Origin of the sequence: Alcanivorax sp. REN37, assembly GCF_041102775.1 — a bacterium.
GTDB lineage: Bacteria > Pseudomonadota > Gammaproteobacteria > Pseudomonadales > Alcanivoracaceae > Isoalcanivorax > Isoalcanivorax beigongshangi.
Window position 1 is genome coordinate 171389 of record NZ_JBGCUO010000002.1, and the last position, 21088, is coordinate 192476.

Genomic DNA, 21088 nt, shown 5'->3' on the forward strand with positions numbered 1-21088 from the left:
CTAAGATGGAATGCTTAGATGATGACTGGGATTAAATTCCCGTGAAGCGGGTCATCATACCGGGGGGATGCGGTTGTGATCCAACAGGACATCTGTTATTACTGCCGCCTAAAGTGGCCGCCAATGAAGCCACTATGCGCCTCTTGAAGGTCGGGGAATATCATTACAATCACCATCATTCGGGACGACGAACGTGCTGCCTTTGCTACGAAAAAAGGCCCATAGGGTCCTGGGGGTCGACATCAGTACCACGGCCGTCAAGCTGCTGGAACTGAGCAAAAACGGGGACCGGTATCGGGTCGACAGTTACGGCGTCGAACCACTTCCTGCCCACGCCGTGGTCGAGAAGACAGTCCACGACGAAGTCGCTGTGGGCGAAACTCTCTCACGGCTGGTTTCGCGTGCCAAGCCGAGTACCAAGCTGTCTGCAGTGGCGGTGCCGGCGTCTGCGGTGACGGCCAAAGTGCTGGAAATGGACGCCTCCTTGTCGGAAGGCGAGATGGAAGACCAGATCCGTCTGGAAGCGGACCAATACATCCCATTCCCGCTGGACGAGGTGCGGTTGGATTTCAGCGTGCTGGGGCCGCTGGAGAATAACCCCGCCCGCGTCGAAGTGCTGCTGGTGGCGTCACGCACCGAGAACGTGCAGCGGCGGGTGGACTGCATCGAGATCGGCACCCTCAAGGCTGGCGGCGTGGATGTGGAAGCCTACGCCATCGAGCGGGTGTTCCAGCTGCTGCTGCCGCAATTGCCGCATGCCGCCGAGCTGGAAACCGTGGCTATCATCGACATCGGCGCCACCATGACCACGCTGTCGGTATTGCACCGCGGCCGCACCGTCTATACCCGCGAGCAAGTGTTCGGCGGCAAACAGCTGACCGAAGACATCCAGCGCCGCTACGGGCTGTCGGTGGAAGAAGCCGGATTGGCGAAGAAAACTGGCGAACTGCCCGACGATTATGGCCCGGAGGTGCTGCAGCCGTTCATGGACGCGGTGGTGCAGCAAGTGAACCGCTCGCTGCAATTTTTCTATGGCTCCACCCAATTCAACCACGTCGATTACATCCTGCTGGCCGGTGGCACGGCGTCCATTGCCGGTCTTGCTGAGCGGGTGCAGGAGCGGGTCGGCACCAGTTGCTCGGTGGCCAATCCGTTCGCCGGCATGACGCTCTCCAACAAGGTCAGTGCAGCCAGCATCGCCAATGATGCGCCGGCACTGCTGATCGCCTGTGGGCTGGCCTTGAGGAGCTTCGACGCATGAAGACCACCATCATTAACTTGCTGCCGTGGCGTGAGGAACGGCGCAAGAAGCGCCAGCAGGAGTTCATCTTGCTGCTGCTGCTGGCGGCCGGCCTCGGCGCTGCCATTTGGTTCGTCTGGAGTTCGGCGGTGGATGGGCAGATTGCTCACCAAGGCCAGCGCAACCAGATCATCGAAGGCCAAATCCGTGAGCTGAACCAGCAGATCGCTGAAATCGACGAGCTGGAGAAAACCCGCAACGACTTGGTCGAGCGGATGAAGGTGATCCAGGAACTGCAGGGTAACCGCCCCAGTGTGGTGTACGTGTTCGACCAGTTGGTGCGCACACTGCCGGAAGGCGTGTTTTACACCGAGGTCACCCGCCAAGGCAGCCAGTTCACGCTCAAGGGCACCGCTGATTCGCACAGCCACGTGTCGCGCTTGATGCGCAACTTGGATGCGTCGGACTGGTTCAAGAACGCCACCCTGGTGCATATCGCCGCCGAGCGTGAAGGCGAGCGTGGCAACTTCGTACTGCGGGTCAGCCAGAGCACGCCCAAGGCCGAGGAGGACGCCAAATGAAAGCCTCGGAATTGAAGAACATCGATATCGGCGAACTGTTCCAGAAACTGCAGGAACTGGATTTCGAGAACGTTGGCAGCTGGCCGGTGGCGGCCAAGGCCGCGGCTGCGGTGCTGGTGTTGGCGGCAGTGGTATTCCTCGGCTACATGCTGTCGATCACGTCGCTCTATGAAGACTTGGAGCGGGCACAGGACCAAGAGCAGTCGCTGATGACGCAGCTGCGTCAGAAGGCCCACCGCGCCCATTTCCTGCCGCAGTACCGTGAGCAGCTCACCGAAATGAGCGCGTCATTGGAAAGCTTGGTGCAACAGCTACCGAAGGACACCGAGGTGCCGGGCCTGCTGGAAGACATCACCCACACCGGTCTCGGCAGCAGCTTGGAATTCGAGCGCATTGCGCTGGCCGCGGAAGTGGAGAAGGAGTTCTACGTTGAGCTACCGATCCAGATCGAGGTGACCGGCTCCTATCACGGCATGGGCGCGTTCGTCAGCGGTGTGGCGGCGCTGCCGCGCATCGTGACGCTGCACGACTTCAGCATCCTGCCGCAGCCGGCTAGAGGCCGCGACAAGGACGCCCGTGACGCCGCCAGTCAGCCGCTGGTGATGAAAATCACCGCCAAGACCTACCGCTACGCGGAGCGTCCGCCGGCACCGCCGCGCAACACATCGCGCAATAACCGGCGCCGCTGAGGGGGAAAACCATGAATGTGACAACTCTCAAACATGGCGCCGCTGTGGTGCTGCTGGCGACGCTGCTCAGCGGTTGTTCCGAGTCGGCGGACCTTGGCACTTTGCGTGACGAGATCCAACGCATCCGCGCGGATGTGCGGGGGCGCATCGAGCCGCCGCCGGAGTTCAAACCGATCGCCCTCTACACTTACAGCGCCCACTTGCTGCGTGAGCCATTTCGGCTGGCGGTGGAGCCTGAGAAAGAGCAGCAGGACGGCATAGCAGTGGAGCCGGATCTGAACCGGCTGCGCGAGCCGCTGGAGGATTTCAACTTCGACGTGCTGCGTATGGTGGGGTCGATGAACCCGCAGGGCAAACCGATGCAGGCACTGATTCGCGATGGCCTCGGCAATATCAGTCGGGTGCAGGTGGGACATTTTCTGGGGAAAAACCACGGCCGCATTACAGCGCTGGATGAAGGCCATGTGGCGGTGACGGAAATCATACCCGACGGGCGGGGCGGCTGGGTGGAGCGGCCCCGCGTGATCATGCTGTCGGAATAAAACAGGCTGGGGAAGGCAGAGATGAAAAGCATGCGCGAGAACAACGGGGTGCGCCGGGCCGCCTTGGCCTGGCTGCTGGGGATCGTCGGCGGTATGCAGGTGATGGCGGCGTCCGCCGTGACCCTGCAGGACGTGCGGCATGTGGAGCTGCCGGGGGGCAAGCTGGAACTGCGACTGCGCTTTGATGAGACGCCGCCGGAAGTGCGCGGTTACACCATTGAGCGGCCGGCGCGCATTGCGCTGGATCTGGTCGGCGCCAAGAGCGAAGTGCGTCAGCGCCATATCAACCTTGGTCAGGGCAATGCCCGCAGCCTGACGGTGGTGGAAGCGGCCGATCGTACCCGCATGATTGTTAGCTTGGCGCAGCCCGGTGGTTACGACACCCGCGCTGATGGCAAGGAATTGGTGGTGACACTGGGCGGGGAGAGCCGACCGGCGTTCTCCGGCGCCGAGACTCCGGCCGCGCCGGCGGCCCGTGGCGATCAAGTGCGTGATGTGGACTTCCGCCGTGGTAATGAAGGCGAAGGCCGCGTGGTGGTACAGCTGGGCAACAGCGCCACCCCGGTGGATGTGCGTGAAGAAGGTGGCCGTATCCAGGTGCGCTTCGTTGGCGCCAAGCTGCCGGACAACCTGCGCCGGCGTTTGGATGTCACCGACTTCGGCACCCCGGTGCGCTTCGTCGACGCCCGCCGCGACGGTGACGGCACGCTGGTAGTGATCGAGCCCACCGGCACCTGGGAATATCTGGCCTACCAAGCCGATAACGAATTCAGCATCAGCGTTAAACCGCTGACCAAGCACGAAGCGGAAACCCGCCGGCGGGAAGCGAACCTGTACACCGGTGATCGCATCTCGATGAACTTCCAGCAAGTGGAAGTGCGTGCGGTGCTGCAGCTGATTGCTGAAGTGACCGATCTCAACGTGGTGGTATCTGACACCGTGGTGGGCAATATCACCCTGCGGCTGGAAAACGTGCCGTGGGACCAAGCGCTTGACCTGATTCTCAAAACCAAAGGCTTGGACAAGCGCCAGGCAGGCAACGTGCTGCTGGTGGCACCGGCCAATGAAATTGCTGCCCAAGAGAAGCTGGAAGCGGAAAACAAAGCGCAATTGGAAACGTTGGCGCCGCTGCGCACCGAGTATGTGCGCATCAACTACGCGCGGGCGACGGACCTGGAGCGCCTGATCCGCAACCAGGGTGGCAGCCAAGCTGATGCCTCGCTGCTGTCGCCGCGCGGCTCGGTGAGCGTTGATGAGCGTACGAACACCCTCATCATTCAGGACACCGAGCGTAAATTGGAAAGCATCCGCGACGTGGTGGAAAAGCTGGATGTGGCGGTGCAGCAGGTGCTGATCGAAGCGCGCATCGTGATCGCCTCCAACGACCTCACCGACGAACTCGGCATCCGCTGGGGGGGGATGGCGTTCACCAACCGTGCGCCCACCAGTGGCCGTGGCTTCGGCTTCACCGGCGGCGCCAGCAACGCGCTTAACTTCGGCACCGGCGTCATGAACGGCGACAAAATCGAAGTGGAAAGCCCCGGCGATATGGTGGTGGACCTGGGCGCCAAGGATGCCCGTGCTACCCGCTTCTCGCTCGGGTTCGTGGATATTTCCAGCGGCATTCTGGAGCTGGAATTGTCGGCGCTGGCGGCGGAAGGGCAGGGCGAGGTAGTGGCCACGCCGAAGGTGCTGACCGCAGACCAGCAGCCGGCGGTGATCGCTTCCGGTACGCAGATTGGCTACCAGGAAGCCTCGTCCAGTGGCGCCACCTCGGTATCGTTCGTGGAAGCTGAGCTGCGTCTGGAAGTGACGCCGCGCATTACTCCAGAAGGCCGCATCATCATGGAGCTGAAGATCAACAATGACTCAGTGGGCAACATCATTGCCGGGGTGCCGAGCATCGACACCAACCGCGTGGAGACCACGGTGCTGGTCAATGATGGAGAAACACTGGTGCTTGGTGGTATCTTCCAGCACGCGCAGACCAAAGGGGTGGACAAGACGCCGTTCCTGGGTGATCTGCCGTGGATCGGACGCCTGTTCCGCCGCGACTACGCGACGGACAAGAAGCAAGAGCTGTTGATCTTCATCACGCCGCGTCTGCTGAAAGAGACCTACGCACAACAGTAACAGGACCGAATGAGCCGCTTGCCCTCGATATTTCTGGTCGGCCCCATGGGAGCCGGAAAAAGCACACTGGGAAAATATCTGGGGCAGCAGCTCGGCTGGCCGTTTCTGGATGCCGACAAGGTGATTGTCGAGCGCACTGGCGCGGACATCCCTTGGATCTTCGACATGGAAGGCGAAGAAGGCTTCCGCCGCCGTGAGGAAGAGGTCATCGACGACCTCACCCAAGAGCCCGGCATCGTGCTGGCCACCGGCGGCGGTGCCGTGCTGCGGGACAGCAATCGGCGCCATTTGCATGAACGCGGGCGGGTGTTCTATCTGTGGACACCGGTGGACGTGCAGCTGGCCCGCACCCGTCATGACCGCAACCGTCCGCTGTTGCAGACCGCCGATCCTGCGGCGGTACTCGAAGCGCTGATGACGGTGCGCGATCCGCTCTATCGCGACGTGGCCCATCACATCATTCCCACCACCTCCGGCAACCTGCGCAAGGTGGCTGAACAGGTATTGGCCTGCCTCGAACCGGCCTGAGCTTTCTTCCGTCTGCCCGGCCATTGATAATGGCCGCTTGCAGGAGGAGCTATGCACACCTTGACCGTGGCGCTCGGCGAGCGCAGTTACCCCATCTATATCGGCCCGGGCCTGCTCGACTCCGGGTTGCTCAAACAGCATGTGCGCGCTAGCCAAGTACTGGTGGTGACCAACGAAACCGTGGCGCCGCTGTATTTGCAGCGGGTGGTGGACAGCCTGTCCGGCCTGCGGGTGGACACGCTGGTGCTGCCGGACGGTGAGCAGCACAAGACACTGGACACTTTGGAACGCATCTTCGACACCCTGATGGCCAAGCGCCATAGCCGCACCACCACCTTGATCGCCCTCGGCGGTGGCGTGGTCGGTGACATGGTTGGCTTCGCTGCCGCCTGTTACCAGCGCGGGGTGGAGTTCCTGCAGGTACCTACTACGCTGCTGGCGCAGGTGGATTCTTCGGTGGGCGGCAAGACCGCCGTCAACCATCCGCGCGGCAAGAACATGATCGGCGCCTTCCACCAGCCGCGTGCGGTATTGATCGATACCGATGTGCTCAGCACCTTGCCAGAACGCGAACTCAGCGCCGGCCTGGCGGAGGTGATCAAGTACGGTCTGATCCGCGATCGGGAATTTTTCCGCTGGTTGCAGTCCAACATCACGGCGTTGATGGCGCGTGATCCGCGCGCGCTGTCGAAAGCGATTCTGGAAAGCTGCCGCAACAAGGCGGACGTGGTGGCAGAAGACGAAACCGAACAAGGCAATCGCGCGCTGCTCAATCTCGGCCACACCTTCGGCCATGCCATTGAGACCGCGACCGGTTATCGTCTGTGGCTGCATGGGGAAGCGGTCGGCGCCGGCATGATGATGGCGGCGCAGATGTCGGAGATGCTGGGTTGGATGCCAGCGGAGCAATTGGCCCCGATTCGGGCACTGCTGGAGCAGGCGCGGCTACCGCTGACGCCGCCCGGGAGCATGACCGCCGCAGACTTCCGCAGTCTGATGGCGCTCGACAAGAAAGTCCTCGATGGACAACTGCGGCTGGTGCTGCTGCAGGGTATTGGTGCAGCGGTGGTGACGGATCAATTCGACGTACAGGTGCTGGAGCGCCTGTTGGAGCAATCGTGTCAGCATTGAAAGCAGATCAGTTCACGTTCTACACCGGCGCTGGCCGCCTTGAGCATTTGGATGCGCTCACTGAGGCCGGACTCAAAGGCGGTCTGGTGCTGGTCACCGGGCCGGAAGGCGCCGGGGTGTCCCGCTTACTGGGCGAAGCCGCCATGGCGCTGGTGGACAATGCCGCAGTGGTGCGCGTGGACGGTGACGAAGTCACCAGCCGCGCGGTGATCATGCGCGCGCTGCTGACCTACTTCGATGTCAGCAAGGAAGATTTCGCCGCCACGCTGGAGCGGACGCTGGCTACCGAGCCGCTGGCGCTGATCATCGATAACGCCCATGCCATGGCGGATGACGCGCTGGACGCCATCACCACTCTGCGTGAGCACCTGGGCAAACACTTTGCGGTGCTGCTGGGCGGTGAGCCGCCGCTGCTGGACCAGGCCGCCGCTGCCAATCTGGCGGTCACTGAACAACTGGCGCTGGCGCCGCTGGATGCCACTGAATGCGCTGATTTTCTCGCCATCGTCACCGGCGAAACCCTGTCTGACGAAGACGCGGAAGCGCGCTGCGCTGCCGCCGAAGGCTGGCCGGGGCGTTTGCTTGAAGACAGTCCGACGGAGGCCGCAGCGGCGCCGTTCGGCTTTGAGGGCGCCTTGGCGGATCGCGCCAAAGCCGGCGCCCTGTGGCTGCGTGGCCGGCGCTGGCCGTGGAAACACTTGGCGGCAGTGGCGGGGTTGGTGGTGCTGGTGGCACTGTTTTGGCCCCGAGGCGGAGACGATGACGCCAGCGGTCCGCGTAGCCAACAACTGACGCTGCCGGAGCGCAACGTGGCCGCCACCGTTGATGCGGCGTCCGCCGACGGCCAGGAGGTGGACGAAGCCGGCCCGGAGCAGCCGCGGGTGGACTTGAACGAGTGGCGCCACCAATCGGATCACCGCACCCGTGAACCGGGCAGTAGTGCCGGCAGCAACAGTACCGGCGCCAGTTCAGCCGCGGCTGCGCGTGAACCGGCCACGACGTCCCCGGCCGCGTCGCCTCGCACTCCGACGCCCGCGCCGACCCAGTCTGCCCCGGACCCGACGCCGGCGCAGCCCGCTCCCGCGCCCGCCCCACGCCAGCCGGCAGCACCCGCCCCTACGCCCGCTCCGGTGACACCGGCGCCGGCCCCGCGTGCGCCTGCAACGCCGGCTCCGACCCCGGCTCCAGCGACGCCGGCACCGGCCGCACCTGAGCGAGCGCCCAGTGCTGCGGCCGAGAGCAGCAGCGAAGACAGCAGCGTGCTGCGGGTGGCGGAGCCGCCCAAGCTCACCGGTCTGGAAGCCGACCTTGGCTACCGTCGCGCCGACTGGCTGATGGCCGTGCCGGCCGACCAGTGGATGCTGCAAGTGTCGTTGGCCGCCACCGAAGACGCGGCCCGCGCGGTGGTCGATCAACTGGGTCTGAAACAGGGCGCTTACTATCGCACCGAGCGTAACGGTCGCACCGTGTTCTTGGTCATGGCCGGGCCCTATGCTGATCGCGCCGCTGCTCTCGATGGTCGTGCCGCGCTGCCAGCGCCGCTGCGTGCCGCCGGGCCGTTCCCGCGTCCGGTGCGTTCCATTCACAGCGAGCTGCGCTGAGATCTCCGGGCCGGACGCCTTGGGTTGCCTGAATCAGGGCGGCCGGGGTGATCCGGCCCGGCCTTTCCTTCAGGTTGTCACCTTCCTGCCCGATGCTGGGCGGCCGCCGTCACCGGCTGCACGCTTTTTTTTGGGGCATGAGCCCGAATCAGGCCCGATATTTGCACCACCCTGGCGTGCCCCCGCAACCGTCGCGGGACTGGGGGCGCCGGCGCGGGCCTGTCTCGGGCGGCTGTCACAGCGCTCGGGGCAGTGTCCGCTCCGCCTCGGCAACGTCAGGTGCACCATCGTGGTGCACGCTGGAGGCCGGGATGCACCGCATTGGCGCATCGGCCCGCCGTACTTTCAAGCGAGGATGGATTCATGCAGCACAGCAACTATGCAGCGGGTCTGGTCGGCCCGCACAGCCAACGGGATAACTGCGGTTTCGGCCTGATCGCCCATTTGCGTGGGGAAGCCAGCCACGAGGTGCTGACCAGCGCGATGGCCGCGTTGGGCTGCATGACCCACCGCGGCGGCATCAATGCCGATGGTCGCACCGGCGATGGTTGTGGGCTGTTGTTGCAGAAACCGGATGCGTTCCTACGCGCTTGTGCCGATGAGCAGGGTATTGCGTTGGGTGACGCCTACGGCGTCGGCATGTTGTTTCTGGATCCGCAGCCGCTGCGGCAGCAACAGCAGCGGCAGGCGGTGTCCGCCGCGCTTGAGCGCGCTGGGCTGCAGCTGCTGGGCTGGCGCGAAGTGCCCACCGATCCAGACTGCCTAGGCCCGATCGCACGCCAAAGTCTGCCAGCATTTGCACAGCTGTGGGCGGCTGCTGATGGCCTCAGTGGGGTGGCGCTGGAGCGCGCGCTGCTGGTGGCACGTCGCTACATGGAGCAAGCGCTGACGGGTGACGAGACCTTCTATGTGTGCTCGCTGTCGAGCCGTGTGCTGAGCTACAAAGGGCTGATGATGCCCGCCGACCTGGCGCGCTTCTACCCGGATCTCGGCGATCCGCGCATGGCTACGGCCATCGTGGTGTTTCACCAGCGCTTTTCCACCAACACCCTGCCGCGCTGGCCGCTGGCGCAGCCGTTCCGGTTGCTGGCCCACAACGGTGAGATCAACACCATCTCTGCCAACCGCAACTGGGCGCGGGCGCGCACGCCGAAACTGGCCAGCGAACTGTTGCCGCCGGTGGCTGAGATGGCGCCGCTGGTGAACCTGGGCGGTTCTGATTCGTCCAGCCTCGACAACATGCTGGAATGGTTGCTGCTGGGCGGCATGGACCTGTTCCGGGCGGCGCGCATGTTGGTGCCGCCGGCGTGGCAGAACGTGGAAACCATGGACGCCGACCTGCGCGCGTTCTACGAATTCAACTCAATGCACATGGAAAGCTGGGACGGCCCGGCCGGGCTGGTGTTCACCGACGGCCGCCACGCGGTGTGCATGCTTGATCGCAACGGTTTGCGTCCGGCGCGTTGGATGATCACCGACGATGATCTGATCACGCTGTCGTCGGAGATTGGCGTGCATCGGGTGGCGCCGGAGCGGGTACGCAGCAAAGGCCGGGTCGGCCCCGGCGAAATGCTGGTGGTGGATACCCTCACCGGCGAACTGCTCGGCACCGAGGCCATCGACAACCGGCTGAAGGCGGCGCAGCCCTACCGCCACTGGCTCAATGATCATGCGCTGCGCATCGAGGCTGACTACGAGCACAGCGGCGTTGCGCGTCCAGACGCCTTGGTTGGCGCCGAGCTGGCGGTGTACCAAAAGCTGTTCCAAGTCAGCCATGAAGAGCGCGACCAGTTGCTGCGGGCGCTGGCGGAAGGCGGCCAAGAAGCGGTGGGGTCGATGGGCGATGACACGCCGATGGCGGTGCTGTCACGCAAACAGCGCCCGCTCACCGACTACCTGCGCCAGCAATTTGCCCAAGTCACCAACCCGCCCATTGATCCCCTGCGTGAAGCGGTGGTGATGTCGCTGGAAACCTGTGTCGGTGCCGAGCGCAATGTGTTCGAGCAAAGCGCCGAACATGCCGATCGCGCGATCCTGTCCACGCCGGTGCTGTCGCAGGCCAAGTTCGCCGCGCTGCTGAGCATTCAGCGGCCCGGCTACCGCCACCAGCGGCTGTCGTTGCATTACTCGCCGTCACTGGGCATGGCGGCCGCGCTGGACGCACTGTGCCAGCAGGCCGAGCAAGCAGTGCGCAGCGGCGAGGTGCTGATGGTGCTGTCTGATCGGGGTGTCAGCCCGGACAAGTACACGCTGCCGGCGGCGCTGGCCACCGGCGCGCTGCACCATCATCTGATCAACGCCGGACTGCGCTGCGATGCCAACCTGATCGTGGAAACCGCCAGCGCCCGCGACCCGCACCACTTCGCGGTGCTGCTCGGCGTTGGTGCCACCGCCATCCATCCGTACCTGGCCTACGACCTGATCGACGACATGCTCGCGCGCGGTGAACTGCTTGGCGACAGCGTGGATTTGCAGCGCAATTTCCGTAAAGGCATCAACAAAGGGCTGCTGAAAATTATGTCCAAGATGGGCATTGCCACTATCGCTTCCTACCGTGGCTCGCAGCTGTTCGAAGCCATCGGTTTGGATGCGGAATTGGTGGCGCGCTGCTTCCCCGGTCTACCGAGCCGTATCGGCGGTGCCGGATTCGAGGATTTCGAAGCGGACTTTGCCGCGCTGCAGCAGCGCGCTTACCGCCCGCGCCAGCCGGTGGCGCCGGGCGGGCTGCTCAAATACATGCCGGGGCAGGAGTATCACGCCTTCAACCCGGACGTCGTCGTGGCCTTGCACCAGGCCGTGAACAGTGGGGATTACCTCGCTTATCAACGCTTCGCGACGTTGGTGAACGAGCGGCCGGTGGCGACCCTGCGCGATTTGCTGGCGGTGCAGCCGGCCCAGCAGCCGCTGCCGCTGGAACAGGTGGAGCCGGAGCGCGACATCCTGTTGCGGTTCGATTCCGCCGGCATGTCGCTGGGTGCGCTGTCGCCGGAAGCCCACGAGGCGATTGCCATCGCCATGAACCAGCTCGGCGGCCGCTCCAACTCTGGCGAGGGCGGCGAAGACCCGGCCCGCCATGGCACCGAGCGCAGTTCCAAGATCAAGCAGATTGCCTCCGGCCGCTTCGGTGTCACGCCGGAGTACCTGGTCAATGCCGAGGTGCTGCAGATCAAGGTGGCGCAGGGCGCCAAGCCCGGCGAGGGCGGTCAGTTGCCGGGCGGCAAGGTCAACGGCTTGATCGCGCGGCTGCGCTACGCGGTGCCGGGGGTGACCTTGATCTCGCCGCCGCCGCACCACGACATCTATTCGATCGAAGACCTGGCGCAGTTGATCTTCGACTTAAAGGAAATCAATCCGCAGGCGTTGGTGTCCGTGAAGTTGGTATCTGAGCCCGGTGTCGGCACCATCGCTGCCGGAGTGGTGAAGGCCTATGCCGACTTGATCACCATCTCCGGCTATGACGGCGGCACCGCGGCATCACCGATCACCTCGATCCGCCATGCCGGTTCGCCGTGGGAGCTGGGGCTGGCCGAGGCGCAGCAGGCGTTGCGTTTGAATGGTTTGCGTCATCGCGTGCGGCTGCAAACCGACGGCGGCCTGAAAACCGGCCTCGATGTGATCAAAGCCGCCATTCTCGGTGCCGAGTCGTTCGGTTTCGGCACCGTGCCGATGATCGTGCTGGGCTGCAAATATCTGCGTATTTGCCATCTGAACAACTGCGCCACCGGCGTCGCCACCCAGCGCGAGGACCTGCGTAGCCAGCACTTCCATGGCGGCCCGGAAGCACTGATGAACTACTTCCGCTTTGTCGCCCGCGACGTGCGTGAGTGGTTGGCGCGGCTGGGTGTGCCGTCGTTGGCGGCGCTGATCGGCCGCACCGATCTGCTGCGGCAACTGCCCGGCGATACGCCGCGCCAAGGCCGCATCGACCTGTCGCCGCTACTCGCCAACGACCACATCCCGCTGGACGCGCCGCAATACTGCCAGACGCCGCGCAACCCGCCGTTCGATGAAGGGCTGCTGGCGGCGCAAATGGTGCAGGAGATGCTGCCGGCGCTGGAGAGCGGCAGCGGCGGCGTGTTCCATTACCGCGTCAGCAACTGTGACCGTTCCATCGGGGCACGGGTGTCCGGCCAGATCGCGCGCCGCTACGGCAATCTGGGTATGGAGTCAGCACCGATCACGGTGCGCTGCGTCGGCACCGCCGGCCAGAGCTTCGGCGTGTTCAACGCCGGCGGCTTGCACCTGTATCTGGAGGGCGACGCCAACGATTACGTCGGCAAAGGCATGGCGGGCGGTAAATTGGTGATCCGGCCGCCGCAGCACAGCGCTTGGCGCAGCAACGAGGCGCCGATTGTTGGCAACACCTGTCTGTACGGTGCCACCGGTGGCCGGCTGTTAGCGGCCGGCCGCGCTGGCGAGCGTTTCGCGGTGCGCAACTCCGGCGCGTTGGCGGTGGTGGAAGGCGCTGGTGATCACTGCTGCGAATACATGACCGGCGGCTGCGTCACCGTGCTGGGGCCCACCGGCTACAACTTCGGTGCCGGCATGACCGGCGGCTTCGCCTACGTGCTGGATTTGGACAACAGCTTCTTCAACCGCATCAACCCGGAGCTGATCGAGTTGCACCGCATCAGCACCGAACCGATGGAAGGTTATCGCTCGCACCTGCGCACCATCCTGCGCGAGTTCGTGGCGGAAACCGACAGCAGCTGGGGCCGCCAACTGCTGGGCGACTTCGACGCCATGAGCCGCAAAGTGTGGCTGGTGACACCGAAAGCCGCGCAGCTGGCGCAACTGCTGAAAAGCACCCACGCCAACCCGGCCTGACAGGAGGACAACGGCGATGCAACGACTCAATAACCCGTTCCAGTTCCTCGACCTGCCGCGGCAGGACCCGGCCAAGCAAAGCGCTGACACCCGGCGCCAGGTGTACGCGGAAATCTACGCGCCGCTGGCGCCGCAGCAGGCCGCGGGCCAGGCCCACCGCTGTCTGGCCTGCGGTAATCCGTATTGCGAGTGGAAGTGCCCGGTGCACAACTACATTCCCGACTGGCTGAAGTTGGTGGCAGAGGGCAGCTTGCTGGCGGCGGTGGAGCTGTCGCACCAGACCAACTCGCTGCCGGAAGTGTGCGGCCGCGTGTGCCCGCAAGACCGGCTGTGCGAAGGCGCCTGCACCCTCAACAGTGGTTTCGGCGCGGTCACCATCGGTGCGGTGGAGAAGTACATCACCGACACCGCGCTGGCGATGGGTTGGGCGCCGGACTTGTCCAACGTGGTGTGGACCGACAAACGTGTGGCGGTGGTGGGCGCCGGCCCGGCCGGTCTCGCCTGCGCCGATGTGCTGATCCGCAATGGCGTGCGGCCGACGGTATTTGATCGCCAGCCGGAAATCGGCGGCCTGCTGACCTTTGGCATCCCCGAATTCAAGCTGGAAAAAGGCGTCATGCGCCGCCGCCGCGAGTTGTTTGAAGGCATGGGCGTGCGTTTCGAGTTGGGCGTGGAGATCGGCACCGACCGCAGTTTTGCCAGCCTGCTGGAGGAATTTGATGCGGTGTTCCTCGGCCTTGGGACCTACCGCTCCATGACCGGCGGTTTTCCCGGTGAGGACGCCGAGGGCGTGCATTTGGCGTTGCCTTACTTGGTGTCCAATGTGCGCCGTAACCTCGGCTTCGACCAGCGTTGCACCGATCTGGCCGGTCAGCGCGTGGTGGTACTGGGTGGCGGTGACACCGCCATGGACTGCACCCGTACCGCGATCCGCCAGGGCGCTGACAGCGTGCTGTGTGCCTACCGTCGTGATGCCGACAACATGCCGGGGTCGCGCCGTGAAGTGGCCAATGCCCGCGAGGAAGGCGTCGAGTTTCTGTTCAACCGCCAGCCGGTGGAAGTGGTCACTGAAAGCGGTCGAGTGGTCGGCGTCAAGGTGGTGCAAACCCAGCTGGGCGCGCCGGACGCGGCCGGTCGCCGGCGGCCTGAACCGGTGCCCGGCTCCGAGGAGATCCTGCCGGCAGATGCGGTGATTCTGGCATTTGGTTTCCGTCCCAGCCCAGCGCCGTGGTGGACCGAACATGGTCTGTCTCTGACCGACGACGGTCGCGTGCTGGCGCCGGCGGAGCAGGCGTTCCCGTTCCAGACCAGCGCCGCCAAGGTGTTTGCCGGCGGCGACATGGTGCGCGGTTCCGACTTGGTGGTGACCGCCATCGACGAGGGCCGGCGTGCGGCGCAGGGCATTCTCGACTTTCTCGACGTCTGACCGATGATCGGCAAGGCCCGCTCTGGCGGGCCTTGTTGTATCATGCCGGGTCCGTACGCCGCAGCGCCCGCCGCTGCGCCCAAGGTGGCCCCCCGACGGGCCCTTGCTTGAGGAATCGATGCATGAGTTTTCCCGAGTTGAAGAACGACCGCTTTCTGCGCGCATTGGCCCGCGAACCGGTGGACATGACCCCGGTGTGGATGATGCGCCAAGCAGGCCGTTACCTGCCGGAATACCGTGCCACCCGTGCCCGCGCCGGCTCCTTCTTGGACCTGTGCAAGAACACCGAGCTGGCCTGTGAGGTCACGCTGCAGCCGCTGGAACGGTTCCCGCTGGATGCGTCCATCCTGTTCTCCGACATCCTTACGGTGCCGGATGCCATGGGGCTGGGGCTGTACTTCGAAGAGGGCGAAGGCCCGCGCTTCCGCAAAGTGGTGCGCACCGAAGCGGACATCGCCGCACTGCCGTCACCGAAGGTGGAGAGCGATCTCGACTACGTGATGCGGGCAGTGTCCACCATCCGCCGCGAGCTGAACGGCCGCGTGCCGCTGATCGGCTTCTCCGGCAGCCCGTGGACGTTGGCCACCTACATGGTGGAAGGCGGTTCCTCCAAGGACTTCCGCCACCTCAAGGACATGATCTACAGCACCCCGGAGCTGGCCCACGCGCTGCTCGGCAAGCTGGCGGATACCGTCACCGAGTACCTCAATGCACAAATCCGTGCTGGTGCCCAGGCGGTGCAGATCTTCGACAGCTGGGGCGGTGCGCTCGGCTGGCGCGCCTATGAAGAGTTCTCGCTGCGTTACATGCAGCAGATCGTCGACGGTCTGATCCGCGAGCACGACGGGCGCCGGGTGCCGGTGATTCTGTTCACCAAAGGCGGCGGCCTGTGGCTGGAATCCATGGCTGCCACCGGTTGTGACGCGCTCGGGCTGGACTGGACCCAGTCGCTGGACCAAGCGCGCCGCCGCGTCGGTGACAAGGTGGCGCTGCAGGGCAACATGGACCCGGCGGTGCTGTACGCCTCGCCGTCTGCCATCCGCGCAGAAGTGAAGCGCATCCTCGATGAGTTTGGCCCGCACCCGGGCCACGTGTTCAACCTCGGCCATGGCATCACCCCGCATGTGAAGCCGGAGCACGCCGGGGCCTTCATCGAAGCCGTGCACGAGTTCAGCGCCCGCTGAACCGGATGCCCGCGCCGTCCGGCGCGGGCGTCAACTGCCGATGCGGCGCAGCTGGTAGAGGTTGCGGGTCAGCGCCACCACTTCGCCGTCGGCATCCTTGAGTTCACATTCCCATTCGTAGTCGCATTTTCCGTCCGCATCAGCGGCGGTTTGGATGCGTGCGATCTCGTCCGCTGCCATGTTCACCTCTACCGTTACATCGCTGCGTGCCGGGCGGCGGAAGCGGATCTGCAGATCCTTGACGATCGGGTAGAAACGCTGAGTATCGAAGCTGGCCAGATAGAGCACGCCACCGGGCAGCTCCGCCAGCGTGAACAAGGCGCCGGCATACATGGTGCCGATGTGGTTGATGTTGGGTGCCAGCGGCATGCGCATGCGGCAATGGCCGAATGCCAGGCTTTCGGTCACCACTTCGCAGCGCGACACAAACGGGAAGAAATTGCCGGCGGCGGCTTTCAGGTGTTCCAGTTGTTCGGGGCTCATCGCCATTGGGGGACTCCTCGGCAAACCATTACAGAAACACCCGATGCTAGCAGCCGTGACGGCGCAGTCGGGTGACCGAAAACGACAAGGGAGACACAACAATGGGACGCGGGTTGGCGGCAGTGCTGGGGTGCGCACTTTGGATTTGGAGCGGTAGCGCTACGGCGGCAGTGATCCTGCTGTATCACCATGTGGCGGAGGACACGCCAGCTGCCACGTCGGTGACGGTGGAGCAGTTCGCCGGGCATCTGGCACAGCTCAAGGCCGAAGGGTTCGACGTGCTGCGGCTGGACCAGCTGGTGGCGGCGGTGCAAGACGGCGCCCCGGCCAGCCGCAAATTGGCGGCCATCACCTTTGATGACGCCTACCAAAGCATCTTTCGTAACGCGCGGCCGCTGCTGGCGGAATACGGCTGGCCGGCGACCGTGTTCGTGGCCACTGATGCGGTGGGTCAGGGGCGGCAGATGATGACGGTAGCCCAACTGCAGCAGCTGCACCGCGAAGGCCACCTGTTGGTCAATCACACCGCCAGCCATCGCCATCTGATTCGCCGCCCGCAGCAGGTCACCGAGGCGGACTGGCGCGCTCTGGTGTGGGCAGACATTGAGCAAGGCCAAGCACAGTTGACGGCGTGGCTCGGCAGCGCGCCGCCACGCTACCTGGCCTATCCCTATGGCGAGCACGACGGCATGGTGCGTGAATTGCTGGCCGAGCACGGCTACCTCGGCTTCGCCCAGCGCAGCGGTGCACTGGATGCCGGTGTCGATTGGCAGGATGTGCCGCGTATCCCGGTCAACCGCCACTACGCCGGTTGGTCATCGCTGGGGGACAAGGTGCGAGCGCTGCCGTGGATGGTGTCGGTGGTTGCGCCGGCATCGCCGGTCACTGACGTGGCGCGGCCAGAACTGGTGCTGACGTTGCCGCGTGCGTGGCAGGGCCGAGTGCAGTGCTTCGCCGGCAACGCCATGGAGCAGCGCTGGCAGTTAGACGGCGAGCGGGTGCAGCTGCGGGCCACGCCGGCTGCTGATCTGCCGGCCGGCCGCACTTTGGTCAACTGCACCGCGGCGGCCGGTGGCGGCCGCTTCCACTGGCACTCGCACCTGTGGCTGCGCCGCAGCGGCGGCCAGTGGCCGGCGGAGTGATCAGAAGTCTGGGTAGTCTTCGAAATGGTTGGCGCGGATCACCAGGCGAATCTGGGTGACATAGTCGGCGCCGATTTCGGCATAACGTGACAGCCCTTCTGCCAGCTGCCGGCCCGACAGTGGTTCGCCGGCGGCCCGCAGCGCCGCGCGTTGAGCGCGCAATTCGGCGTACCCCGGGTGGCTATTGAGGTTGAGCATGTAACGCCGCACCGCTTCATCACGCGATGGGAATCGCTCCACCTCGTAATGCGCCCCCGCCGGACGCTGGGCCGGCACCATGCCGCAGCCGGGGCTGAAGCACCATTGGCCGAAGAAGTTGTTGCCCTCCAGCGCAAACCGCGACTGGCCCCAGCCGGATTCCAGCGCGCTCTGTGCCAACGCCAGTGAGGCGGGGATGATATCCAACCGTTGCAGCAGGGCGGCAAACCACTCTGAGTTGGGGCCACTGTCTGGCAGTTCCAGCCGATAGGCTTCGCCCCATTGTTGCAGCTGCGTCAGTTCGTGACGGCGCAGGCGCTTGCCGCGTGCGTGGCGAGCAGCGAGCGCTTCAAGTTGGCTACGTTGGTGGTGGAGGGCGGCGTTATTGGCCTGGATCGCTGGCAGCATCTGCTCGATGAATTGGCTTTTGCGTAGCGCCACCGCATCAGTGGGCGGGGCGACCGGCTCGGTGGCCGGGGGCGGCGGTGCTAAACTGGCGCGATGCAACACAATCGGCAGCAACGCCCAGGTCAGCACCAGCGCAGCCGCCAGCAGCAGCGCCAGCGCGCGGGACAGCAACAGGGTCATGGTGGACAGCCTCAAATCAACAAACCGGCAGCGCCGGCAAGCGCAAGATGCGCGGTGGCCCTTGGGGCCTGTTTTACTGCATGGCGCCATCCCCCGACGGCGCCATGGCAGGCATCATAACACCGCTCCGGCGGGCGCCGGGAGCGGGGGGCGACGGTTCAAGCGGAGCGTGGCTCCGGCAGAATCTGCAGCGGATCGCCGCTGTGCACACGCAGCGCAAAGGCGGTCTCCACCGGGGTTGCGGCCAGCTCGATGTCGGCCGCCCGCAAACGCGGGTGGTCGCCAGACAGGAATTTGCGTGCGGCGCGGGCGTCGCGGGTGCGCTGCACCGCTTCATCGAGGCTGATGCCGTCACCGCCGAGGCGGCCGCGCAGGTACTGGGCGCAGGCCAGATCCTCATCACCGGTCGGGTGGGATGCCACCAGCACCACTTGATCGACACCGAGCGCGGCGATGGCCTCCGCGGTGGCATCGGCGTTCACCAGCCCGGCCACAAACAGGTGGGCGCAAGGGAACGCATTGAGCGTGGCGATCACGCCGTTGGTGGTGCGCAGGATCAGCGGCCGGCCGGCCAGGTCGGCGTGCTGCATTTCCCACGGTGAGTTGCCGAAATCAAAACCAGCAATTGGCAATGCGTCGATTTCGCCGGCCAGCAGGGCGTCGGGATGGTCGGCCTTGAGATCAAAGGCGGCTTCCGGGGTGGCCACCGGGTAGATGGTGCGTACGCCGTTGCAGAACGCGTAGTAGCTGGTGGTGAACGCGCGGATTACGTCGATGACTACGGTGGCGCCGTCAGGGTTGGGCGGGGGGAAGTGCCCTTGCACGATGTCGATGTTCACAGACTCAAACTCGCGGAGTGGCTGTCGATAGCGGGCCATCTTCGCCGGTTACGGCGATGGCTGCCACTCACAGTGTGCGCGCCAGGCACCAGATTGTGACGCTGGTGGCGCCGCCGCGACGTAGCACTTCGGCGCCCGCCCGAGCACTGGCGCCGGTGGTGACCACGTCATCGACCAGGATCACCGGGCCCGACAGTGATCGTCGCAGTGCCAGTGCGCCGGCTAGATTCTGCTGGCGGCGAGCGCGATTGAGGCGGTGTTGGATGGCCAAAGGCCGCCGCAGTAGCAGCGCTGCGCACACCGGCAGGTCATGCTCCGCGGCCGCCCACGCCGCCAACCGCGCCGCCGGGTGGAAGCCCCGGCGCACACTGCGGCGCCAATGTTGCGGCATGGGTACCAGCTGCGCGCCGCAGGGCACCGGCCAGCGCCGCAGCGCTTCCCGCCATGCCTGCTCCAGCGCTGGCTCGGCCGACAGCTGTTGGTGCTGCTTATAACGCTGTAACAGTCGGTCGAGAGGGAAGCGGTACACCAATGCGCTGCGCACCACGGTGAAAGGCGGTGAGGGGCAGCGTTGGCACCAAGGCGCTGACTGCCGGCTGGGCGCTGGCGCCGGGGCCGCCGTCAGTGCCCAGCCGCCGCGGTGAGGCAGGCCGCAGCGACACAGCGCATCCGGTGCCAGTGCCGCCAGTCGCTGACGGCAACTGCGGCACAGGCCCGTGGACCCGGCCAGCGGCTGGCGACAGCTGGGACAGCGCGCGGCAAATAGATCAAATAATATCCTTGTGTAAACTTTTGACATGAGTGCGGCGTTGACAGTGGTTGGGCGGCAGTTTTAGGCTGCGGGCATTCTAGTTGTCCCGGAGAGACCCCGATGTCCGCTTCTGCCGCCGCTGCCCCGGCGTCTTCTGCCCTGCGCCACGACTGGACGCGGGCGCAAATCCAAGCGTTGTTCGAGCTGCCGTTCAACGACCTGCTGTTCCAGGCCGCCAGTGTGCACCGCACCTGGTTCGATCCCAATGCGGTGCAAGTTTCGACGCTGCTGTCGATCAAGACCGGCGCCTGTCCGGAAGACTGCAAGTACTGCTCCCAATCCGGCCACCACAACACGGCGCTGGAGAAAGAAAAGCTGCTGGCGATCGAAAAGGTGCTGGAAGAAGCGCGCGCCGCCCGTGACAAGGGCGCGTCCCGTTTCTGCATGGGCGCCGCTTGGCGCAGCCCGCGTGAGAAGGACATGCCCTATGTGCTGGAGATGGTGCGCCAGGTGAAAGCGCTGGGGCTGGAAACCTGCATGACGCTGGGCATGCTCAGCGGCGATCAGGCCAGCGCGCTGGCCGATGCCGGGCTCGACTACTACAACCACAACCTCGACACCTCGCCGGAATATTATGGCCAGATCATCAGCACCCGCAGCTACGATCAGCGCCTGGACACGCTGGCCCACGTGCGCGATGCCGGCATGAAAATCTGCGCCGGCGGCATCGTTGGCCTCGGTGAGCAGCGCGCCGACCGCATCGGGCTGCTGCAACAGCTGGCCAACCTGCCGCAGCACCCGGAATCGGTGCCGATCAACATGCTGGTGAAGATCGAGGGCACGCCGCTGGCGGACACTGAAGACCTCGACCCATTTGAATTCGTGCGCACCATCGCGGTGGCGCGCATTCTGATGCCGGCGTCCTATGTGCGCCTGTCCGCCGGCCGCCAGGAAATGAACGACCAAACCCAGGCGCTGTGCTTCATGGCCGGAGCCAACTCGATCTTCTACGGCGATCGGTTGCTGACCACCGACAACCCGGAAGCGGACCACGATCAGCGACTGTTCGAACGTCTCGGCATTCACCCGCTCGATCCGCGTGCTGACAGCGAATCGGCGCGCCAGCAACCGGCGCCGGCGCCGCTGTTCTACGATGCGCTGGACAAGCGTCCCGCCAAAGCGGTGATGTCGCCTCGGGCCTAAGT

The 21088-nt window shown here is 65.0% G+C and carries 17 protein-coding genes; 13 read left to right on the top strand and 4 right to left on the bottom strand.

From position 1 onward, the window contains the following. Positions 1–193: 193 nt before the first annotated feature. From AB5I84_RS12480 to hemE, 11 genes are all read left to right on the top strand, one after another. The gene (locus tag AB5I84_RS12480; RefSeq protein WP_369456239.1) at positions 194–1261 is read left to right on the top strand and encodes a pilus assembly protein PilM; all 1068 of its coding nucleotides are present in this window, start codon (positions 194–196) and stop codon (positions 1259–1261) included. Further along, a complete protein-coding gene (locus tag AB5I84_RS12485; protein WP_369456240.1) occupies positions 1258–1821 on the top strand; it encodes a PilN domain-containing protein in 564 nt (187 codons plus the stop codon). The genes AB5I84_RS12480 and AB5I84_RS12485 overlap by 4 nt, the downstream gene beginning before the upstream one ends. Further along, on the top strand, positions 1818–2510 hold the full coding sequence (locus AB5I84_RS12490; RefSeq protein ID WP_369456241.1) for a type IV pilus inner membrane component PilO: 693 nt from the start codon (positions 1818–1820) through the stop codon (positions 2508–2510). The genes AB5I84_RS12485 and AB5I84_RS12490 overlap by 4 nt, the downstream gene beginning before the upstream one ends. Before the next feature lie 11 nt (positions 2511–2521). Beyond that, a complete protein-coding gene (locus tag AB5I84_RS12495) occupies positions 2522–3052 on the top strand; it encodes a pilus assembly protein PilP (RefSeq protein ID WP_369456242.1) in 531 nt (176 codons plus the stop codon). A 21-nt stretch (positions 3053–3073) separates the two neighbouring features. Continuing rightward, on the top strand, positions 3074–5185 hold the full coding sequence (locus AB5I84_RS12500) for a type IV pilus secretin PilQ (protein WP_369456243.1): 2112 nt from the start codon (positions 3074–3076) through the stop codon (positions 5183–5185). Between the two features lie 9 nt (positions 5186–5194). Continuing rightward, on the top strand, positions 5195–5713 hold the full coding sequence (gene aroK / locus AB5I84_RS12505) for a shikimate kinase AroK (RefSeq protein ID WP_369456244.1): 519 nt from the start codon (positions 5195–5197) through the stop codon (positions 5711–5713). Positions 5714–5764: 51 nt separating this feature from the next. Beyond that, on the top strand, positions 5765–6844 hold the full coding sequence (aroB, locus tag AB5I84_RS12510) for a 3-dehydroquinate synthase (protein WP_369456245.1): 1080 nt from the start codon (positions 5765–5767) through the stop codon (positions 6842–6844). Continuing rightward, positions 6832–8445 carry an AAA family ATPase gene (locus AB5I84_RS12515; protein WP_369456246.1) on the top strand — a complete coding sequence of 538 codons (1614 nt, stop codon included), beginning with the start codon at positions 6832–6834 and terminating at the stop codon, positions 8443–8445. The genes aroB and AB5I84_RS12515 overlap by 13 nt, the downstream gene beginning before the upstream one ends. A 363-nt stretch (positions 8446–8808) precedes the next feature. Then, positions 8809–13272: a glutamate synthase large subunit gene (gene gltB / locus AB5I84_RS12520; protein WP_369456247.1), complete on the top strand. Its 4464-nt coding sequence runs from the start codon at positions 8809–8811 to the stop codon at positions 13270–13272. Between the two features lie 16 nt (positions 13273–13288). After that, entirely contained in the window at positions 13289–14698 is a 1410-nt protein-coding gene (locus AB5I84_RS12525; RefSeq protein ID WP_369456248.1) for an FAD-dependent oxidoreductase, read from the top strand. A 122-nt stretch (positions 14699–14820) separates the two neighbouring features. Continuing rightward, on the top strand, positions 14821–15882 hold the full coding sequence (gene hemE, locus AB5I84_RS12530; protein WP_369456249.1) for a uroporphyrinogen decarboxylase: 1062 nt from the start codon (positions 14821–14823) through the stop codon (positions 15880–15882). Between the two features lie 30 nt (positions 15883–15912). Here hemE and AB5I84_RS12535 read toward each other — a convergent pair whose 3' ends face one another. After that, positions 15913–16371, bottom strand: a complete 459-nt coding sequence (locus tag AB5I84_RS12535) for a YiiD C-terminal domain-containing protein (RefSeq protein WP_369456250.1) — start codon at positions 16369–16371, stop codon at positions 15913–15915. 95 nt (positions 16372–16466) lie between these two features. Between AB5I84_RS12535 and AB5I84_RS12540 the strand changes: the two genes are divergently transcribed. Continuing rightward, positions 16467–17507: a polysaccharide deacetylase family protein gene (locus tag AB5I84_RS12540; protein WP_369456251.1), complete on the top strand. Its 1041-nt coding sequence runs from the start codon at positions 16467–16469 to the stop codon at positions 17505–17507. On the opposite strand, the gene AB5I84_RS12545 is transcribed toward AB5I84_RS12540, so the two are convergent. From AB5I84_RS12545 to AB5I84_RS12555, 3 genes are all read right to left on the bottom strand, one after another. After that, complete coding sequence (locus AB5I84_RS12545; protein WP_369456252.1) at positions 17508–18293, bottom strand: glucosaminidase domain-containing protein; 786 nt, start codon at positions 18291–18293, stop codon at positions 17508–17510. A gap of 158 nt (positions 18294–18451) precedes the next feature. Then, complete coding sequence (locus AB5I84_RS12550) at positions 18452–19132, bottom strand: 2-phosphosulfolactate phosphatase (protein ID WP_369456253.1); 681 nt, start codon at positions 19130–19132, stop codon at positions 18452–18454. A 67-nt stretch (positions 19133–19199) separates the two neighbouring features. Beyond that, complete coding sequence (locus tag AB5I84_RS12555) at positions 19200–19661, bottom strand: ComF family protein (RefSeq protein ID WP_369456254.1); 462 nt, start codon at positions 19659–19661, stop codon at positions 19200–19202. A 342-nt stretch (positions 19662–20003) separates the two neighbouring features. Between AB5I84_RS12555 and bioB the strand changes: the two genes are divergently transcribed. Then, positions 20004–21086: a biotin synthase BioB gene (gene bioB, locus AB5I84_RS12560; protein WP_369456255.1), complete on the top strand. Its 1083-nt coding sequence runs from the start codon at positions 20004–20006 to the stop codon at positions 21084–21086. Positions 21087–21088 lie beyond the last annotated feature (2 nt).